This window comes from Bacillus proteolyticus, assembly GCF_001884065.1.
Classification (GTDB): Bacteria; Bacillota; Bacilli; order Bacillales; family Bacillaceae_G; genus Bacillus_A; species Bacillus_A proteolyticus.
Map to the genome: position 1 here is coordinate 266,944 of NZ_MACH01000055.1, position 18,344 is coordinate 285,287.

General features: G+C 35.5%; 16 protein-coding genes and 4 pseudogenes. 19 read left to right on the forward strand and 1 reads right to left on the reverse strand.

The features are described from left to right. The first annotated feature begins 17 nt into the window (after nt 1-17). Nucleotides 18-1,232, forward strand: coding sequence for a multidrug efflux MFS transporter (locus BAQ49_RS09425; protein WP_071745106.1), 1,215 nt, complete (start codon nt 18-20; stop codon nt 1,230-1,232). Nucleotides 1,233-1,280: 48 nt separating this feature from the next. On the opposite strand, the gene BAQ49_RS09430 is transcribed toward BAQ49_RS09425, so the two are convergent. Then, the gene (locus tag BAQ49_RS09430) at nt 1,281-2,042 is read right to left on the reverse strand and encodes a DODA-type extradiol aromatic ring-opening family dioxygenase (protein ID WP_071745107.1); all 762 of its coding nucleotides are present in this window, start codon (nt 2,040-2,042) and stop codon (nt 1,281-1,283) included. 205 nt (nt 2,043-2,247) lie between these two features. Here BAQ49_RS09430 and BAQ49_RS09435 point away from each other — a divergent pair, with 205 nt between their 5' ends. The 18 genes and pseudogenes from BAQ49_RS09435 (at nt 2,248) to BAQ49_RS09510 (ending at nt 18,337) form a co-directional block, all read left to right on the forward strand. After that, nucleotides 2,248-3,171, forward strand: a complete 924-nt coding sequence (locus BAQ49_RS09435) for an alpha/beta hydrolase (protein ID WP_071745108.1) — start codon at nt 2,248-2,250, stop codon at nt 3,169-3,171. 191 nt (nt 3,172-3,362) lie between these two features. Then, on the forward strand, nt 3,363-4,007 hold the full coding sequence (locus BAQ49_RS09440; RefSeq protein WP_071745109.1) for a LytTR family DNA-binding domain-containing protein: 645 nt from the start codon (nt 3,363-3,365) through the stop codon (nt 4,005-4,007). Nucleotides 4,008-4,134: 127 nt separating this feature from the next. Further along, nucleotides 4,135-5,649: a succinyl-CoA:acetate CoA-transferase ScpC gene (locus tag BAQ49_RS09445; RefSeq protein WP_071745110.1), complete on the forward strand. Its 1,515-nt coding sequence runs from the start codon at nt 4,135-4,137 to the stop codon at nt 5,647-5,649. A 214-nt stretch (nt 5,650-5,863) separates the two neighbouring features. Beyond that, on the forward strand, nt 5,864-6,307 hold the full coding sequence (locus BAQ49_RS09450) for a GNAT family N-acetyltransferase (RefSeq protein ID WP_071745111.1): 444 nt from the start codon (nt 5,864-5,866) through the stop codon (nt 6,305-6,307). A gap of 27 nt (nt 6,308-6,334) precedes the next feature. Further along, a complete protein-coding gene (locus tag BAQ49_RS09455) occupies nt 6,335-6,694 on the forward strand; it encodes a YunG family protein (RefSeq protein ID WP_071745112.1) in 360 nt (119 codons plus the stop codon). Nucleotides 6,695-6,747: 53 nt separating this feature from the next. Next, on the forward strand, nt 6,748-8,073 hold the full coding sequence (locus tag BAQ49_RS09460; protein ID WP_116733443.1) for a bifunctional S-methyl-5'-thioadenosine deaminase/S-adenosylhomocysteine deaminase: 1,326 nt from the start codon (nt 6,748-6,750) through the stop codon (nt 8,071-8,073). A 64-nt stretch (nt 8,074-8,137) separates the two neighbouring features. After that, nucleotides 8,138-8,500, forward strand: a complete 363-nt coding sequence (locus tag BAQ49_RS09465) for an SGNH/GDSL hydrolase family protein (RefSeq protein WP_131802712.1) — start codon at nt 8,138-8,140, stop codon at nt 8,498-8,500. Further along, nucleotides 8,497-8,773 (forward strand): annotated as a pseudogene (locus BAQ49_RS33270) (phage holin family protein); the annotation flags it as partial. The gene BAQ49_RS09465 and the pseudogene BAQ49_RS33270, both read left to right, overlap by 4 nt. After that, nucleotides 8,773-9,282 (forward strand): annotated as a pseudogene (locus BAQ49_RS09475) (N-acetylmuramoyl-L-alanine amidase); the annotation flags it as partial. The pseudogenes BAQ49_RS33270 and BAQ49_RS09475, both read left to right, overlap by 1 nt. Before the next feature lie 99 nt (nt 9,283-9,381). After that, nucleotides 9,382-9,546 (forward strand): N-acetylmuramoyl-L-alanine amidase C-terminal domain-containing protein, encoded by a 165-nt coding sequence (locus BAQ49_RS34235; RefSeq protein WP_412676980.1) that lies wholly within the window; start codon nt 9,382-9,384, stop codon nt 9,544-9,546. A gap of 171 nt (nt 9,547-9,717) precedes the next feature. After that, nucleotides 9,718-9,940: pseudogene (locus tag BAQ49_RS09480) on the forward strand (replication-relaxation family protein); the annotation flags it as partial. 182 nt (nt 9,941-10,122) lie between these two features. Beyond that, nucleotides 10,123-11,754 carry a peptide ABC transporter substrate-binding protein gene (locus BAQ49_RS09485; RefSeq protein ID WP_071745117.1) on the forward strand — a complete coding sequence of 544 codons (1,632 nt, stop codon included), beginning with the start codon at nt 10,123-10,125 and terminating at the stop codon, nt 11,752-11,754. A gap of 323 nt (nt 11,755-12,077) precedes the next feature. Next, nucleotides 12,078-12,191: pseudogene (locus tag BAQ49_RS34080) on the forward strand (WXG100 family type VII secretion target); the annotation flags it as partial. 189 nt (nt 12,192-12,380) lie between these two features. Then, complete coding sequence (locus tag BAQ49_RS09490) at nt 12,381-12,632, forward strand: DUF4176 domain-containing protein (RefSeq protein WP_279626795.1); 252 nt, start codon at nt 12,381-12,383, stop codon at nt 12,630-12,632. Nucleotides 12,633-12,709: 77 nt separating this feature from the next. Further along, nucleotides 12,710-13,090, forward strand: coding sequence for a BA_1872 family lipoprotein (locus BAQ49_RS09495; protein ID WP_071745118.1), 381 nt, complete (start codon nt 12,710-12,712; stop codon nt 13,088-13,090). Between the two features lie 325 nt (nt 13,091-13,415). Further along, nucleotides 13,416-15,470: a class I SAM-dependent methyltransferase gene (locus BAQ49_RS09500; RefSeq protein ID WP_071745119.1), complete on the forward strand. Its 2,055-nt coding sequence runs from the start codon at nt 13,416-13,418 to the stop codon at nt 15,468-15,470. A 394-nt stretch (nt 15,471-15,864) separates the two neighbouring features. Next, nucleotides 15,865-16,293, forward strand: coding sequence for a hypothetical protein (locus BAQ49_RS09505; protein WP_071745120.1), 429 nt, complete (start codon nt 15,865-15,867; stop codon nt 16,291-16,293). A 97-nt stretch (nt 16,294-16,390) separates the two neighbouring features. Further along, complete coding sequence (locus BAQ49_RS09510) at nt 16,391-18,337, forward strand: bifunctional metallophosphatase/5'-nucleotidase (RefSeq protein ID WP_071745121.1); 1,947 nt, start codon at nt 16,391-16,393, stop codon at nt 18,335-18,337. Nucleotides 18,338-18,344 lie beyond the last annotated feature (7 nt).

Genomic DNA, 18,344 nt, shown 5'->3' on the forward strand with positions numbered 1-18,344 from the left:
TGAAAGAAGGTGTGAAAATGGCCAGCTGGAAACGAAATTTAATGATTTGTTGGCTAGGTTGTTTTACCACTGCAGCCGGTATGAGTTTAGTAATTCCTTTTTTATCTTTTTATATTGAGGAATTAGGGGTGACTGGCACTTCTAGTATTGCACAGTGGTCGGGACTTGCATTTGGTGTGACATTTTTAATGGGTGCGATCGTATCACCAATATGGGGCAAGCTTGGTGATATACATGGACGGAAATTGATGCTTATACGTGCGAGCCTTGGTATGGCGATAATTATGACGCTTATGGGGTTTGTGACGGACGTGTATCAACTAGTCGCACTTCGGTTTTTAATGGGATCGGTATCAGGTTTCCTTTCTACAGCGATGACATTTATTGCTGCAGAAACTCCGCAAGAACATTCAGGTTGGGCGATTTCTACAATTTCAACTGGTGGCGTGAGCGGCTCATTACTTGGGCCATTACTTGGAGGTTATTTGTCGGAGTTAATTGGAATGCGCCATGTCTTTCTTGTTACAGGAGCTTTTTTATTCCTTTCCTTTCTCATCGTCTTTTTCTTCCTACATGAAGAAAATCACTCTGCCAAGGCAAAAAAAGCACAGCCGAAAAAAGTATGGACGATGGTCCCAGCTAAGAATTTAATTATTAGTTTATTTGTAACAACATTTATTATTCAACTTGCGAATATGTCAATTCAACCTATTATTACATTGTACGTAAAGAATTTGGAAGGGCCAGGAACATCTCATATCGAAATGATTGCAGGGGCAGTCATGTCAGCGACAGGGTTAGCAGTTATTTTGGCAGCGCCAAGACTTGGAAGATTATCAGATCATATCGGTCCTCAAAAAACGTTAGTTGTAGCTTTGTTTGCTGCCGGAATTATTTTTATTCCGCAAGCATTTGTAACCTCAGCTTGGCAACTATTAATTCTTCGCTTTTTATTAGGTATTGCACAAGCAGGATTATTACCTTCAGTACAAACTCTACTAAAACAACATACACCAACCCATGTTACGGGACGAATATTTGGATATAATCAGTCGTTTCAGTTTTTAGGAAATATGATTGGTCCAGTGCTCGGGGGACAAATTGCAGCTCATGCAGGCTTCCAATATGTTTTCTTCTCTACATCATCACTTTTATTTATTGCGTGCATTTGGGTTTATTTTCATAATAAGAACGAAGAGGTATCAGAGAAACGACATTTGGAAGTTAGTTAACTAAGTGAATGAAAAAAGGATGAAGCAACGATTGCTTCATCCTTTTCTTTAAAATTTAAGACATAGATAACTTAATGTACCGAGCTCATAACTACGGTGAATGACTTCACCGCTATTTTCACCACTTCCCATAGCGATAAATAAAGGAACAAAATGCTCTGCTCTTGGTACTGCTAATTGTGCATGAGGCGCATTGTTTTCCCAATTAAACAATGCATCTTTATCATTGGTCTGCATATGTTTAATAATCCAATCATCAAATTCAATTGCCCAATTTTCAGGTGTTGTTTGATTCCATTTCAATGCTCGTAAATTATGAACAGTAACACCGCTGCCGATTACTAAAATATCTTCTTGTCCAAGTCCTTTTAGTGCTTCTCCAATTTCAAATTGTTCTTTTGCAGGAAGGAATGGATTTACTGATATTTGTATGACAGGAATATTTGCTTCTGGATACATACGATGCAGGAGTGTCCATGAACCATGATCTAACCCTCTCGTCATATTATGATGGACTGGAATGCCTTTGTTTTTAAATTTTGTTGCTAGCATAGACGCAATGATAGAAGAGCCTTTCGCACGATACTTAATTTCGTATAAATCAGGAGGAAAACCTCCAAAATCATAAATTGTTTCATATTCGTTATCTGATGAGGAAATCGTTAATACTTCACTTTCCCAGTGAGCAGTAAAAATAACAATTGCTTTCGGTTTATATGTTTCTCCAAGTGTTTTTAAAAAGCGTGTATAATCTGTATCTTGAATAGCGAGCATTGGTGAACCATGTGCTAAAAATAATGATGGCATCATAATAGAAACCTCCTATAAAATATAATAATTACTTTATGTAAGTAACTATATAATTTTATTTCTTATTCGTCAACATAATAGTCTGACAGCTAATCGGAAAAGGAAGGCATTTGTCATAATGAAAGCAATTGCATATAATATATAGTAAGAATAATGAATGGGTATTCATTTTTTGAGATACATAATAGATTTGGGGGCTGACGAAATGAACGTACAAGAAAGTTTCGTTACGGCATTGGATGGATCGGAAATTTATTTACGTAAGTGGGTACCAGAAGAAAATCCGCGAGGGATTATTCAAATTGCACACGGTATGACAGAACATGCGGGTGTTTATACAGAATTTATTGATGCTTTATTAGGCGCAGGGTATGGTGTTTATGCTCATGATCATAAAGGGCATGGAAAAACAGTGAAAAAAGAAGAAGACTATGGTCATTTTGAACCAAATATAGGGTGGAATCAGGTTGTATCTGATGTTATCTTTGTTTCGGAAATGATAAAAGAAGAGCAGTCATGTCCATTGTTTTTACTCGGACATAGTATGGGCTCTTTCTTATCAAGACGAGCTGTGCAACTTCGAGGCGAATTATATGATGGATTCCTTATTTCAGGAACTGGTGGAAACCCAGGGGTTTTAGGAGTTGTGGGTCATAAAGTGGCGACAATTGAGATGAAACTTCGCGGGGCGAAAACGAAAAGTCCGATGCTAAACTTTTTATCTTTCGGTAATTTTAACTCGAATTTTAAGCCGAATCGTACAAAATTTGATTGGTTATCTTCAGATAACAGTCAAGTAGATAAATATATTAAAGACCCGCTATGTGGCTTTATTTGTACAACAAGTTTTTATCGAGAATTATTTCATGGTGTACTAGAAGTAAACAAATTAGAAGAATACAAGAAGACGCCAAGCAATCTTCCAATACATATTTTCTCTGGAGATCGTGATCCTGTTGGGGATATGGGGAAAGGTGTAAAAGAAGTATATGAAAACTATAAAAAATGTGGTGTGAAAGACGTGACACTACGTTTATATGAAAATGGAAGACATGAAATGTTCCATGAAGTGAATAGAGATGAAGTATTTAAAGATTTGATTTCGTGGTTAGATGGACATATTGTATAAGAAGAAACCTCACTTTTTCTGAAGTGAGGTTTTTTAAGGATATGGAGGAGTGGATATGAGCGAATTTGAAAATAAAGAATATGTAGAAATAGATTTTCAAGATGTTAAGAATAATTTCTAATCAACCTTTTTATAAAGCAACAGATGCCTGTTCATAATAGTAGTATAATGGTGAATGAGGTGTTAATAGTATGGAAGATAAAACATTAGGTTTACTACTAGATGTTGTTGGTGAATTATTTTCAGATGAAATTTCAATTGCTGTATCGAAAACGAAAGAATATATTTATTATCGGCCAAGTAAACGAATTGATTTAAAGATTAGCGCCGGTGATCCTATAAAGGAAGGAACGATTGCTCATAAAGCAATGGTGACGAACCAAAAAACCTCTGAGTTTATTAATCGGGATGTTTTTGGTATTCCTTATCACGGAATGGCCGTACCATTTTCAAACAATGGAAAGCTTGAAGGTTGCGTGACAGCTATTTATCCAGCTTTAACGGATGGAAAGTCAGTCGTTACTTTAAAAACAACGGACGGCTGGATTCCGGTTCCTTTTTCAAAGGTCATGTATTTAGAGGCGAAAGATAAAAAGACGTATGTAAATTCAGAAGAGTTAACAGGAACACATAAATACTCGCTACAAGAATTCGAATACTTGCTTCCGAAAGATTCATTTATTAGATGCCACCGTTCCTTTATTGTAAATGTAAATCATGTTAAAGCGATATATCCTGATACGCATTCTACTTTTTTACTTTCGATGGATAATGGAGAGAGGGTACCAGTTAGTCAATCATACGCTAGCTATTTTCGCAAACTTCTAGGGTTCTAGATTATTCTGTTTTAGAACCTTGATTCGCTGTTTTGTCTGAATTTTTTGCATTGTATACTGAAATCCCTATTTGGATACTGTTAAAGTGTAAAATAATTATGAATATTCATTAGGAGAGGGATTACATATGGAGAATAATTTGGATAGAATTAGGGATCAACGTCTGAAAGATCGCGTAGTTACACCTGAAGAAGCAGCTTCATGGATTGAAAGTGGAATGACTTTAGGCTTAAGTGGGTTTACACGTGCAGGTGATGTAAAAGCAGTCCCATTTGCGCTTGTAAACCGAGTTAAGAATGATAAATCTTTTAAAGTAAATGTTTACACTGGCGCTTCCTTAGGATCAGATGTAGATAAATTATTTGCTGAGGCAGGAATTTTAGGGAAAAGGTTGCCTTTCCAAGCCGATGCGACTATGCGAAAAGGCATTAATAACGGAGACTTTTTATTTGTAGATCAGCACTTGTCTCATACAGCAGAGTTACTTCGCGCTGACGTTATGGATGTAGATTTTGCTATTTTGGAAGCGGTTACGATTACTGAGGATGGCATGATTATTCCAACGACTTCAATAGGAAATTCCTTAGCGTTTTCTTTAAATGCTAAGTCCATCATTATTGAAATGAATATGTCTCAATCCGTGCAGCTAGAAGGGCTACATGATTTATATGAACCAGGTAAACAAGGAGAAAGGCTTCCAATTCCGATTGTGAAAACGGATGATCGAATTGGAACAATCGGTATCCCGATCGATGCTGAAAAAGTGAAAGGCATTGTGTTTACGAACCAACTAGACTCGCCATCGACAATTGTTCCTCCGGATGAAGAAACTGTTATTATGGCACAGCATTTAATAGAGTTTCTTCGAAATGAAGTAAAAGTAGGACGATTAACAAATCGTTTAGCACCGTTACAATCGGGAATTGGTTCAGTGGCAAATGCAGTCCTGCATGGAATGTTAGATTCCGAGTTTGAAGATTTAGAAGTGTATTCTGAAGTTTTACAGGATGCGGTCTTTGATCTTATGGATGCTGGAAAAGTCAATTTTGCTTCCTGCTGCTCGATCACACTTTCTGAAGAGAAAATGCAAAAAGTATTTTCCAACTTTGAAAAATATCGTGACAAATTAATGATGCGCCCGCAAGAGATTTCTAATCATCCTGAAATCATTCGTCGCCTTGGATTAATCTCGATTAATACTGCTTTAGAATTAGATATATACGGAAATGTCAATTCTACTCACGTTTTAGGTACAAAAATGATGAATGGTATTGGTGGTTCTGGTGATTTTGCAAGAAATGCACGTTTAGCTATCTTTGTTACTAAATCCATTGCAAAAGGTGGTAACATTTCAAGTATCGTTCCTTTCGTTTCACATGTAGACCATACGGAACACGATGTAGATGTTATCGTTACTGAACAAGGGTATGCTGACTTAAGAGGATTGGCGCCAAGAGAAAGAGTAGAACTGATTATTGAGAATTGCGCACATCCAATGTATCGTGACCAGTTACGAGCTTATTACGAAGAAGCACGAACAAGAGGTGGACAAACTCCTCATGTTTTAGAAAAAGCTTTTTCTGGGCATACGAATTATGCTAAAAATGGAACAATGCTTGAAACGGTAGTAGAAACTGTATAGAAGTGTAAAAATGATTCTTAATATAATATGTTATAAAGATTGAAAGAAAAAAGAACGCCAATTTTCAGGAATGGTGTTCTTTTTCTTTTGAAAAATTGTTACCTATAATAAAAATTTATAAAAGTAACCTCTTATTTACGAAATTAAGAGGTTTTTTAAATTACTTTTCGAATCATTTTAATAGTTTATATATCAAAGGTGAGGAGAAAGAATCATGAAGATAAGAGAAGCATTATTAAGTGAAGCAAACGAATTAAGTGAACTCGCATTACATTCAAAAGCAACTTGGAATTATAGCGAAGAATTTATCTTAGCTTGTAAGGAAGATTTAACAATTACAGAAGAGTACATAAAAAATAACTTTGTATATGTTTTAGAAAATGATAATAGGAAGATTGGCTTTTTCTCATTTTTACGTAACGATAATGCTCTCGATTTTCTTTACATTCATCCACGTTTTAAAGGGATAGGCTACGGGAAAATACTTTGGAAGTTTGTAATAGAGCAAGCAAATGAACTAGGAATAAAAAGTTTTACAATTGATAGTGATCCGAATGCAAAAGGATATTATTTAAAAATGGGAGCGAAGTTAATCGGAGAGACGCCATCAACGGTTTTTAAGGATCGACTATTACCGCTTTTGCAATATGATGTGTAAAACTATTAATAGTAGGGGAAGCTGAAAATGGATAATGTAAAGAAAAAACAAATATATGAAGCGTTAGTAAAATCGTGGTCGATTGAAACAAGTTCAAAGTGGACAATTGAAAATCCAGCAAAGGGACAATGTGGTGTTACGACTTTAGTCGTTCAAGACATATACGGAGGAGAAATAAAAAAGACAAAAGTAAGAGAGGTGTGGCACTTTTATAACTTTATAGATGGACAGCGTTTTGATTTTACAGAGGCTCAATTCAATGAAAAACTAAATTATATGGATGCGGAATCAAATCGGGGAGAAGCATTTACAGATACAAATGAAAAACAATATGACATTTTAAATGAAAAGATAATGAAAGAATTAAAATTATCTTTTGACTCTTAATCTTTAATAAGTTACTATAATGGTGGTAACTTATTAAAGGGAACTTCATAGAGTTGAAAGGGGAAATACTTTTGAAAACAACTTATGTAAACGCTACAATTGCAACGATGAATGAACAAAATGAAGTGATAGAAAATGGATATATCATTGTAGAAAATGATCAAATTATAGATGTAAATAGCGGAGAATTCGCTAACAATTTTGAGGTGGATGAAGTAGTTGACATGAAAGGAAAGTGGGTTTTACCAGGGCTTGTTAATACACATACACATGTTGTTATGAGCCTTTTAAGAGGTATTGGCGATGATATGTTATTACAGCCATGGCTTGAGACGAGAATTTGGCCACTTGAAAGTCAGTTTACGCCAGAGCTAGCGGTCGCTAGCACGGAATTAGGATTACTTGAAATGGTGAAAAGTGGTACAACATCATTCTCTGATATGTTTAATCCAATTGGAGTAGATCAAGACGCAATTATGGAAACGGTATCAAGGAGCGGAATGCGAGCTGCTGTTTCAAGAACTTTATTTAGCTTCGGAACGAAAGAAGATGAGAAGAAAGCGATTGAAGAAGCTGAGAAATATGTGAAACGCTATTATAACGAAAGTGGTATGTTAACTACGATGGTTGCGCCGCATAGCCCATATACATGTAGTACAGAGATGCTAGAAGAGTGTGCACGTATTGCCGTAGAAAATCAAACTATGGTTCATATTCATCTTTCTGAAACAGAGCGTGAAGTACGTGATATTGAAGCGCAGTATGGGAAGCGTCCAGTAGAATATGCAGCAAGTTGCGGATTGTTTAAACGCCCAACAGTTATTGCGCACGGTGTAGTATTAAATGAAAATGAGCGTACTTTCTTGGCAGAACATGATGTTCGGGTAGCTCATAATCCGAATAGTAATTTAAAACTAGGTTCTGGTATAGCGAATGTAAAAGCGATGCTAGAAGCAGGAATTAAAGTAGGAATTGCAACAGATAGTGTTGCGTCTAACAATAATTTAGATATGTTTGAAGAAATGCGCATAGCAACTTTATTACAAAAAGGTATTCATCAAGACGCAACAGCATTACCAGTTGAAACAGCTCTTTCTCTTGCGACGAAAGGAGCAGCTGAAGTAATTGGGATGAAACAAACGGGATCAATTGAGGTTGGAAAGTGTGCTGATTTTATTACGATTGATCCGTCTAATAAACCACATTTACAACCAGCTGATGAAGTGTTATCACATCTTGTATATGCTGCTAGTGGAAAAGATATAAGTGATGTAATTATTAACGGTAAACGTGTTGTTTGGAATGGTGAATGTAAAACATTAGATGAAGAGCGTATTATATTTGAAGCAAGTCGTTATAAACGAGGTTTACAAAGATAGGTATTTATATACCTTCTTGAGAAAGCTATCCTTTCTAGAAAATAGAATAGGGTAGCTTTTTTTATTGAACAAACGAATATTCAAAATAATGCAACATTTCCCTGTTGGTATTTCTGCTGCAATTTGGGCTGTATTAGGAGATAGTATTACATCACTAAATTATGCAGAAACTCCCTATTGGAAAGTGATTAGTAATGCTAATAATACAATTCCTTACAACTATGGTATTTCGGGGTCTCGTATAGCAATGTGGGGAGGACACGACCAGCCAATGTGTACAAGATATGCAAACATGACCGATGACGCAGATATCATTGCTGTTTTCGGAGGTACAAATGATTACGGGAATACGGTTACACTTGGAACAATAAACAGTGTAGATACAGGTGCTTTTTACGGAGCATTGAATGTCCTGTGTGCAGGTTAAAAAGTAAAGTTGGCTTCAAAGGCATCGCAAAAAGGCGGTGCTTTTTCTTTTGATCGGAGTGGCAACACAATTAGATACAGCACTTGGAAGTAATAGTGCTATTCGTGAAGCGACAATTTTTTTATCGGAAATGAGTTGCTTTCACTTTTAGAAAACGCTGGTCATATGGGAGTTCCGCTACCTTCAGCATTAACGAATGTAGTTGGAATTTTAAGTGACAAGAGCAATAAGACAAGTTCTGAATATGATAATAAGAAAGGAGATGTTGAATAATGACTCGTTATAGTTTACACGGAGGGCACAACAGTATTGTACAAGGGGCTAATTCTGGAAATCGAAAAGAGCATATTATGGATCGGCAGGTGAAAGATGCGGTGGCAGCTAAGTTAAGAGCTTTAGGACACACAGTCTATGATGATACAGACGAAGTAGGGAGCACTCAAGCGCAAAATTTAAATAATATCGTTCGTAATAGTAATTCCCACAATGTGGATTTGGTTGTTTCTTTTCATCTTAATGCAGCTGATGGGAATGGGCAGGGTGTGGAAGTTCTGTATTATGATCAGAAAGACCTAGCGGCTAAAATCTCAGCTCAACTAGCAAAAGATATTGGATGGCGTGATCGTGGTGCGAAACAACGTACAGATTTAGCTGTATTGAATGGAACTAAAGCACCAGCTATTCTTATCGAATTAGGATTCATCGATAACGAATCCGACATGGCTAAATGGAATGTTGATAAAATCGCAAATTCTATCGTATATGCTCTAACGGGACAAACTGTTGGGGATGGTGGAGGAAACGGCGGTTCTAATAGTGGATATCAATATGTTAAGTCTGGTGAATTCGGTATAAACTATCTAAATGAAGCGATTCAAGCTATGGTTGAACGAGGAACAAAAGGAAAAGTTATTGTTAATCCATTAACAGGTCTTGCTTATATCCAAACTGAGGTATTGCCTAATTCAGAACTAGATAAAATCACTTGGTGGATGGATACTCGGCCAGGTGGTAAGTGGTGGTATGAATATATTAAAGTGAGTTAATAAATTTTTAACAAAAGGATAGTTTGGTGACAAAAAAATAAAAGCCGTTAATTACGGCTTTTATTTTTATTTTTGAGGATGAGCTATCTCCATTCTCTTTTATTCTTTTTTCGTGTTCTTTCTTTATTTCATCTGGAATGATGATTTCAATGTTACCCCATATTTTTTTATATTCCTGATGTGAAATTTCGTGACGAAGAAGGGATACTTCATGGAGTCGAAGTAGATCGGTCACAGAAAATGAAAGTGAATGCAGAGAAGTTAAAAAAGTATGAAGAGTTCACACAAATATATAAGCAGAAATATAACAGGAAGATGCCAGTCATTCATTTCTTTACAGTTACCAGCTAAGTATGATGTGTTTGTGAAAGTGTATGTAATAGAAGAAATATAAAAAGTGCTAACAAGTTTGCAAACGAACTTGCTAACACCTATACGAAATAAACATAAAATATAGCTGATATGTCGCTTGATAAAACGATAATAATTAAGCACTTATAATGAATAATGGTTTATTATAATAGAAGTCACAAAATATAACGATTTATAATATTTTATACTTAAGGAGAACAATTCATGAAGCGAAAAAAGAGCTATTTAATGGTAATGGCACTTGTTACATCTTTATTTTTAACAGCTTGTAATAATAAAGCGAATAAAAGTGATGTAGAAGCTAAAAAACAAGTGTTAAATGTAACAGTATCAGAAGAAATTCCCTCTCTTGATACTGCGAAAACGATGGATGGTACATCAGCACACGTTATGCAAAACATATTTGAAGGGTTGTATGTGTTAGATGATCAGGATCATCCGATTCCAGCAGTAGCAAAATCGTTTAAAAGAAGTGAAGATGGTAAAAAATATACATTTGATTTGCGTAAAGATGCAAAATGGTCAAATGGGGACAATGTAACAGCAAAGGATTTTATGTTTGCGTGGAAACGTGCAATTAACCCTGAAACAGCTTCTCAATATGCGTCCATGCTTTTTTATGTGAAAAATGCGAAAGAGATCAATAAGGGAACGATGCCTCTTGATGAACTTGGGGTTAAAGTCATAAATGATTATAAGTTAGAAGTGGAACTAGAACAGCCAATTCCTTACTTTTTACAGTTGTTAGCACTACCTATATACTTACCACAGCATGAATCATTTTTGAAAGAACAAGGAAAGAATTATGCATTGGAACCTAGTAATCTCATATATAACGGTCCGTTTGTATTAGAAGAATGGAAGCATGAACAAGAGTTTCAATTAAAGAAGAATGCTACATATTGGGATCAAAAGAAAGTGAAATTAGACGAAATAAACTTTCAAATTGTAAAGGATACAATGACGGTTGTTAATTTATATGAAGCTGGTAATTTGGACCGGGTGCCTATTAATTCTCAATTTGTAGACAAGTATAAAGGGAATAAGGATTTACATATGTCGAGTGACCCTGGAATTGCTATGCTACGTTTTAACGAAAAAAATAATGCATTAGCAAATAAGAAAGTGCGTCAGGCTATCTCATTCGCGCTAAATAAAGAAGATTTCGTTGCTCACTTTATTAATAATGGAGCAAAACCAGCAAGTGGGCTTGTGCCAGCTGGTCATATAAATGAAGAGACTAGTAAAGATTTTAGAAAAGAAAACGGAGATCTTTCTTCATATGATTTGCAAAATGCGAAAAAGATTTGGGGAGAAGCGAAAAAAGAACTGGGAGTAGACGAAGTAGAACTCGAGTTTTTAACATATGAACAAGATAATGCCAAACGTATGGCAGAATATATAAAAGGTGACTTAGAAAAGCATTTGCAAGGATTAACGATACACATTAAACAACAGCCATTTAAGCAAAAATTACAGTTAGAACAAACGGGTGATTACGATATATCTTTGACAAATTGGGGACCGGACTATAAAGACCCAATTAGTTATTTAGAGCTATTTACGACGGGTAATCCGAATAATAAAATGAATTACTCCAATTCTCGTTACGATGAATTAATAAAGAAAGCGAAAAATGATTTTGTACTGGATCCTGAAAAACGATGGGAAGCATTGCGAGAAGCTGAACGTATTCTATTAGAGGATGCTGCGATAGCACCGCTTTACCAAATTGGCTCAGCTTACGTACAAAAGGATTATGTAAAAGGAATTGAAAAGCATCAATTTGGTGGTATTTATACTTATAAGAATGCTTACATCGCTAATGATCGCTAATGAATAAATACAAAAAACCTTACTTTTAAAAAGTAAGGTTTTTTTAAGAGTACATGGAATAAGGAAATGCAGTACAAATCAGCATACAAGCATTCTCTTGCTGTAACTATGTTTGTTTTTAATTATATAAAAAAAATAATAGATTATATATTTTGTCATTGATATACTTAAAAGGTAATTGAGGTATTAAGATGAATTGATAGAGATGTTTGCGTGTAATTATTTGAGTATTATAAAAAATAGGGGAGCTTAAGTGTTTGATTGGAACGGGGCTTTTTCTATATGTATTAATTGGTATGTATAATACTTGGGGATATTAATTTGGGAATCTCGGGGGATCTTTTGAAGCTGGAAAAAGCAGATTCAAATTCCATGTACCATTTGGTCCTGGTGTAGGTTTATGGGGATTTGGTTTAGAAGTTAATGTTAAGGAATAAAGGGGATAATTAGTATGAATAAGAAAGTAAAAAGATTTAAATATTTTATGGTTGTATTAGCCTGTATTGCAATTTTCGGTACAATTTGAGCTTGTTTACTATTCTCTATTATGTATTTTATTGTAAAAAAAGCTATTTTAAGAGGTGGGAAATAAGATGGGATAAAATTTAGAGTTATAATTACTTCCAATAGGTTCTGTTGTAATGTTTAAAGATTGGGAGCACCCATTAATGGTTTATGGAAGAAGACAGATGGATTCTGAAACAAAAAAAACAGGGGATTATGTATGTTGTTATTTTCCTCATGGTAATATTTCTTCGGAGTACAATTTCTTTTTGAATCATGAAGATATTTCTAGTATGTTACATCTTGGTTTTATTAATGAAACAGAATTAGAGTTTCAAAAATTATTTAAAAAAGAAATTGAAGAAAAGCAGTGATTCTTTTAAGCTGTTGGTGTTTTTGAAATACTTAAAGAATGAATCTTAATTCATATACATAAAAAAGGGGAATTTCTATGAAATTACTACGTTTATTTATGATTCTCACTCTTGTTGTATTGTTAAGCGCATGCAATACAGCAACACAAGTCACAAAGGTTCAAAAAAATGGTGAAACGACTTTAAAAATTGGTTCCTTGCAAGGGTATTACGATGTGCAAACGCTTAAAGCTGAAAAAGGAAATGTGGAAATTCCTTATGAAGCAGCCGTTGAAGAAGGTACGATTTTATTGCAAGTTACAAAAGATGATAAGGTTATTTATGAAGAAGAAATCACTTCTCAAAAAGAAGGTTTGCTTTCTTTTGAAGCTCCAAAATCCGGATCATATGATTTAATTGTACGCGTGAAGGGTGAAAAAGAGAAAGCAAAAGAAATTCAAATACATACTAAGCTATGAAAAAACGGCAAGTGGAGTGCACCCGCTTGCCGTTTCCATTTTCAGTTGATTCTGTCACAACATATGTTTATCAATTTAAGAAGTGATCCGCCGAAATTCCTAATGAAGTTAAAATAAGAGATGAACAAAAGAATGTGTTACAAACTTGGCATGTTAGTAACAAAATTGATAACTCTCTTTTACATGATAAAAAGACTAGATTTGATGCATTTGTATTTGAAAGAGATGTAGATGGTAAATAGCAAGTAGTAGCACTCAGGGGGACATAAGGTGATGATCTTTTTGGAGAAGGTGTCCTAGACCTTACTACAGATATTGATTATATATGGGGGTAAATAAGTTGAAAAACATAGAAGTTCTAAATAAATACATTGAAGGGTTTTCTGATGCTCTCCCTACGTGGTTAAAGCATCTAATCGAGGCAGAGGAGATACATCAAAACTATGAGAATGTACAGGTACTTGGTGCATTAAAAACGGATGCGGTGTTGTACTATGTACACCGTACGCTGCAAGTATTAGATGGGTTGCCTTTAGACGAAGAAGCGTATTGCATTATTGAAAAGGTACTAACGTATAGTGAGCTTGCAAAGGTAGGCTCTTTAAAACGGCGGGAGCAATGGAAGAAAAACGGGATTAATCTATTGGTACATAACGAGGGTTCTGCTGATATCTTTAGTGATATTCAGTTTAGCGAACGTATAGAGACAAACTTAAACTCTACTGAGTATTTGTTTGTTCGAGATTTAATTAGAACACATGGATTAATCGGGCAGTATATCCGCGGAGAGGCACGTTTGGACTCTCATGTTGATTTAATTAACACATATAAAGAAGAATACGGAGACGTTAGGTTAAAGGAGATTCTATACTATCTTAACCAATGTATTATTGAGGGCGTATCAAAATCCTTGTGGAGTGAAGTAAAGAACGATGTGAAGATTACAATTGATGGTCTGTTTGATGCTTATGTGGAGCCATTTACTTCTCGCATACATAGACTCACGCCAAAACATAAGGAGTCAGCATTTGAAAAAGATATAATTATGGGGAGCGAGAAGAGTGGCGTTCAAACCTTCTTATCTGATAAGGATTTGTGGTATGTAGAACCGTCTATGCATGCTCTTAGCTTCGAGGATATTTGGACAGTTTTTGTTATGTTAAAGAACGAGATAGGCACTGGAAAGGTTCAGCATATCCATTTCGAGAAATTGATGCAGCAGTTGCACTATGATTTCAAAGGCGAGAAGAAGAACAACGTGTATCGTAAGCGGGTTATTGAGAAGTATCTACGGGAGTACCGTGAGAACGAGAAGCCGGATACAACGCATGTTTCTTTTGAGGCTAAAGTTGATGAAGATATGAAGACTGCGTATGTGTCGTTTCAGTTTTCTGCTGTAGGTGAGGCGTTAATTACCTTCTGTGTAGAGGCAGAAAAGATAGATATGATGCATGCTCGGGCAAATGTGCTGCTATTTGATTTCTTCGGGTTACGTAAGGATGCGTATGATAGATTCCATAACGAAGAAGTATATCTGGAGCATATGAATAGTTCGGCTGATGATAAACGAATTATTCTTGATTATATAAAGGGAGATACGGTTGTAGACGTCGGAGCCGGTGGTGGTGTCATGCTAGATATGATTGAAGAAGAGACTGAGAATAAACGAATCTACGGTATCGATATTTCTGAAAACGTGATTGATACGTTGAAAAAGAAGAAGCAGAAAGAGGGTCGGTCTTGGGACATCATTAAAGGGGATGCAATCAACTTAAGTAGCTCGTTTGATAAAGAATCGGTTGATACGATTGTATATTCTTCTATCCTTCATGAGCTGTTCTCTTATATCGAGTATGAAGGTAAGAAATTCAATCATGAAGTAATTAAAAAGGGGCTGCAAAGTGCCTACGAGGTGTTAAAGCCAGGGGGGCGTATTATCATTCGTGATGGCATCATGACCGAAGATAAAACGTTAATGCGTGTGATTCGTTTTAAAGATGCGGGCGGAATGAAGTTCTTAGAGCAGTATGTCCATGAATTTAAGGGACGTATAATCCAGTATGAGGTACTTGCAGGCAATACAGTCAAAATACCTGTTAACGATGCGATGGAGTTCTTATATACGTATACCTGGGGCGAGGATTCCTTCGTTCATGAGGTGCAGGAGCAGTTTGGAATCTTTACGCCAAACGACTATAAGGATTTCGTAAAGGGGATCTTTGGAGATAAAGTAAACATCGTTCAAGCTATGAACTATTTGCAGGATGGATATACAAACCATCTTAGCGAGAAAATCGAGTTTACAGATGAGTCTGGGAATGCGGTTGCGCTACCAGATAGTACGTTCTTTATGGTTTTAGAAAAGAGGCAAGCTGACTAACGTAAGTGAGATTCTTACTACCGAAGGTGAAGTCCATTTTTGGTATTGCTGACGTGCAATATTGCGGTGTGCCATCACCAGTATTTTGGTGAAAACCACGCTAAAAGCATGCAGGATTTTATAGAGTTTTTCGGCTAATCCAGTAACAAACGAGACCCCACACTATGATAGGGATGTATAAAAAATTGCATGGATTGATAGAAAGAGAAAGAGGTAGATTCTTTATGAGAGTAGGGATCTGCGGTTTCCTTGCTACCGATAAGTGAAGTTATGTAAACCTCGCATATATAGAATATACATTATTTTTTACTTATCTAACGGAACCGTTTTCTTCAGGGAAACTTGTTGTAATATTCTCAATTGGAAAGTGCAATTTATGGGAGGATAGACCACAATGCCTGAACCGAATATGAAAATAAAAAGAATATGGGAAGATACCGATTTTTTTGAATTGAATTTTGATTTTACTGGATTTTATGGCACTGCGAACATTAATATATATACCACCAATGAAGAACTCAAAGTTTTAAAAGAGGGAATAATCAAGTTTTCCACTTTTAAACTACATGAATTTCAATGGGTTTCAGGTGAGGATATAGACAATGTAACTCATTTCTTATCTATGAGATTCTTCTTACATGACAAAAGAGGAATTGTAGGTATTGAGGTAGTAGCTGACAATAAGCAATCAAAACCTTATTGGATGCGTTCAAATCTGTTTATTCTTACGGAACTTAATCAAATTGATGACTTTTTTAAAAAAATAGAGCAGTTAATTAATGAAGAAATTACTGAGTTGGAAGGCATAATTCCAGTCTGCTAGTGATAATTTTTTGTAGTTGAAGTTTTTCGAATAATAAGTTACATTTTTAAAGTTCATGCAACTTTATGACAGTACAAAAGGGGAGAAATATGTTATTATGCCAAAAATGAAATGGAAGAACTATGTATGTTATTTTGTTATTCTTATGCTCCTTGTAACAGCAGTAACAGTCAAACCAGCTATCTCTAAAGCTGAGGAATCTGATGTTAATATTACATTGTTGGGTACTGCAGATATTCATGGCCGATTTATGCCCTGGGATTATGCGCTTGATGGTGCAAATACGAGTGGAAGTTTAACGCAGCTTTATACGGTTATAAAGAAGATACGTCAAGAAAATCCCAATACCATATTAGTAGATGCTGGGGACACAATTCAAGGAAACTCAGTAGAATTATTCAATGATAAGCCACAATCGCCAATGATGGTAGCGATGAATGCAATGGGATATGATGCTTGGGCATTTGGAAATCATGAATTCAACTTTGGATTAGATACATTGAAAAAAGTTAGTGAGCAATATAAGGGAAAGACGTTAGCAGGAAACATTTATAAGGAAAATGGAGAGCGTTTTCTTCCTGCATATACGATTATTGAAAAAGGTGGAATTAAAGTCGGGATTATTGGTATGAATACACCAATGATTAGTGATTTTGAAAAAGGGACAGATCATTTGGATGGTTTAGTGGTGAAAAATCCAGTAGAAGAGACAAAAAAGGCAATTAAAGAATTAGAAGGTAAAGTAGATGTAATGGTAGGGGTTATGCATATGGGACTAGAAAATGAGAATGGAATCCCTGGTACTGGGGTTCAAGATATTGCGAATGCTTGTCCGGAACTAAGCGCTATTTTTGCAGCACATATGCATAAACTTGTTAAAAAAGAAATTGTAAATGGTGTTATTGTTACAGAACCAGATAAATATGGAACGCATATCTCGCGTATTGACCTTACTTTTACAAAGCAAGATGGAAAGCTGGTTTTAAAAGATAAAACTGCTACCGCTATACCTGTAAAAAATGCTGATGGAACAACGATATTATCTGATCCTACACTTGAAGAAACACTAACACCTTTTCACGAGTATGCGAGAGGAGATGCAAATGTTGTAGTCGCTCAATTAAAGGGTAGAAATTTAGTTCCTGAAAATGAAATAAAGGGTATTCCAAGTGTGCAGATTCAAGAGACACCTTTATCAGATTTCTTTCATGAAGTCATGCTCTATTACAGCAAAGCAGATGTAGTAGCCCATCAAATTGATAACGATTATGCCCGTTTGGATGTAGGTCCTATTAAGAAGAAAGATATTGCGTATAATTATCAATATGCATTGGGAGAAATTACAGTATATAAGATAACTGGGAAAGATTTAAAAGACTACATGGAATGGGCGGCAGGGTATTTTAACTCATCTCGTGCCGGAGATGTAACAGTTAGCTTTGATAAAACCCGTCGTGCGTCTAAATACAGTACGAACGATTTCTTTGGGGGCGTAAAATACGAAATTGACTTAACAAAACCATATGGAAGTAGAATTACAAATTTACGATCTATTCGTACAAATAAACCAATCAAAATGAGCGATGTTATGACGCTGGGAATGAATGCATATAGAATGGAAGCTCTTCAGGCAAAAGGGGGAGCTTTAGAGGGACGTAAGTTTGAACAAATTTGGTCATCTAAACAAGAGAATGCATTCGGAGAAACAGGTGGAACCATTCGTAACCTTGCTATTACATATTTAAAAGAGGTAAAGAAGGGTGTATATACGCCAAAAGTTATGCATAATTGGAAAATTACTGGTGTAGATACACATTCTTCAGAGCATAAGGCTGTAGTGGATCTTGTAAATAAAGGGATTTTAGAAATTCCAAAAACAGAAGATGGAAAATATACAAATATAGCATCTATAAATACTAAAGATTCAATTACAAAAGAAGAGATTGTAGCAATCTCTCAAAAAGCTAATATTAATCCGAATCAGTTTAATCATGTAAAAACAAAAGGTGAATTTTACAAAAAACTTAATAGGATTATTAAATAAAATATAA

What these genes read in the sequence shown, in the direction of transcription:
- BAQ49_RS09435 (WP_071745108.1), top strand. Translation starts at nt 2,248, where the DNA reads ATGAACGTACAAGAAAGTTTCGTTACGGCATTGGATGGATCGGAAATT.
- BAQ49_RS09495 (WP_071745118.1), top strand. Translation starts at nt 12,710, where the DNA reads ATGAAATTACTACGTTTATTTATGATTCTCACTCTTGTTGTATTGTTA.
- BAQ49_RS09500 (WP_071745119.1), top strand. Translation starts at nt 13,416, where the DNA reads ATGGGGGTAAATAAGTTGAAAAACATAGAAGTTCTAAATAAATACATT.
- BAQ49_RS09445 (WP_071745110.1), top strand. Translation starts at nt 4,135, where the DNA reads ATGGAGAATAATTTGGATAGAATTAGGGATCAACGTCTGAAAGATCGC.
- BAQ49_RS09425 (WP_071745106.1), top strand. Translation starts at nt 18, where the DNA reads ATGGCCAGCTGGAAACGAAATTTAATGATTTGTTGGCTAGGTTGTTTT.
- BAQ49_RS09505 (WP_071745120.1), top strand. Translation starts at nt 15,865, where the DNA reads ATGCCTGAACCGAATATGAAAATAAAAAGAATATGGGAAGATACCGAT.
- BAQ49_RS09455 (WP_071745112.1), top strand. Translation starts at nt 6,335, where the DNA reads ATGGATAATGTAAAGAAAAAACAAATATATGAAGCGTTAGTAAAATCG.
- BAQ49_RS09440 (WP_071745109.1), top strand. Translation starts at nt 3,363, where the DNA reads ATGGAAGATAAAACATTAGGTTTACTACTAGATGTTGTTGGTGAATTA.
- BAQ49_RS09510 (WP_071745121.1), top strand. Translation starts at nt 16,391, where the DNA reads ATGCCAAAAATGAAATGGAAGAACTATGTATGTTATTTTGTTATTCTT.
- BAQ49_RS34235 (WP_412676980.1), top strand. Translation starts at nt 9,382, where the DNA reads ATGGTTGAACGAGGAACAAAAGGAAAAGTTATTGTTAATCCATTAACA.
- BAQ49_RS09430 (WP_071745107.1), bottom strand. Translation starts at nt 2,042, where the DNA reads ATGATGCCATCATTATTTTTAGCACATGGTTCACCAATGCTCGCTATT.
- BAQ49_RS09485 (WP_071745117.1), top strand. Translation starts at nt 10,123, where the DNA reads ATGAAGCGAAAAAAGAGCTATTTAATGGTAATGGCACTTGTTACATCT.
- BAQ49_RS09450 (WP_071745111.1), top strand. Translation starts at nt 5,864, where the DNA reads ATGAAGATAAGAGAAGCATTATTAAGTGAAGCAAACGAATTAAGTGAA.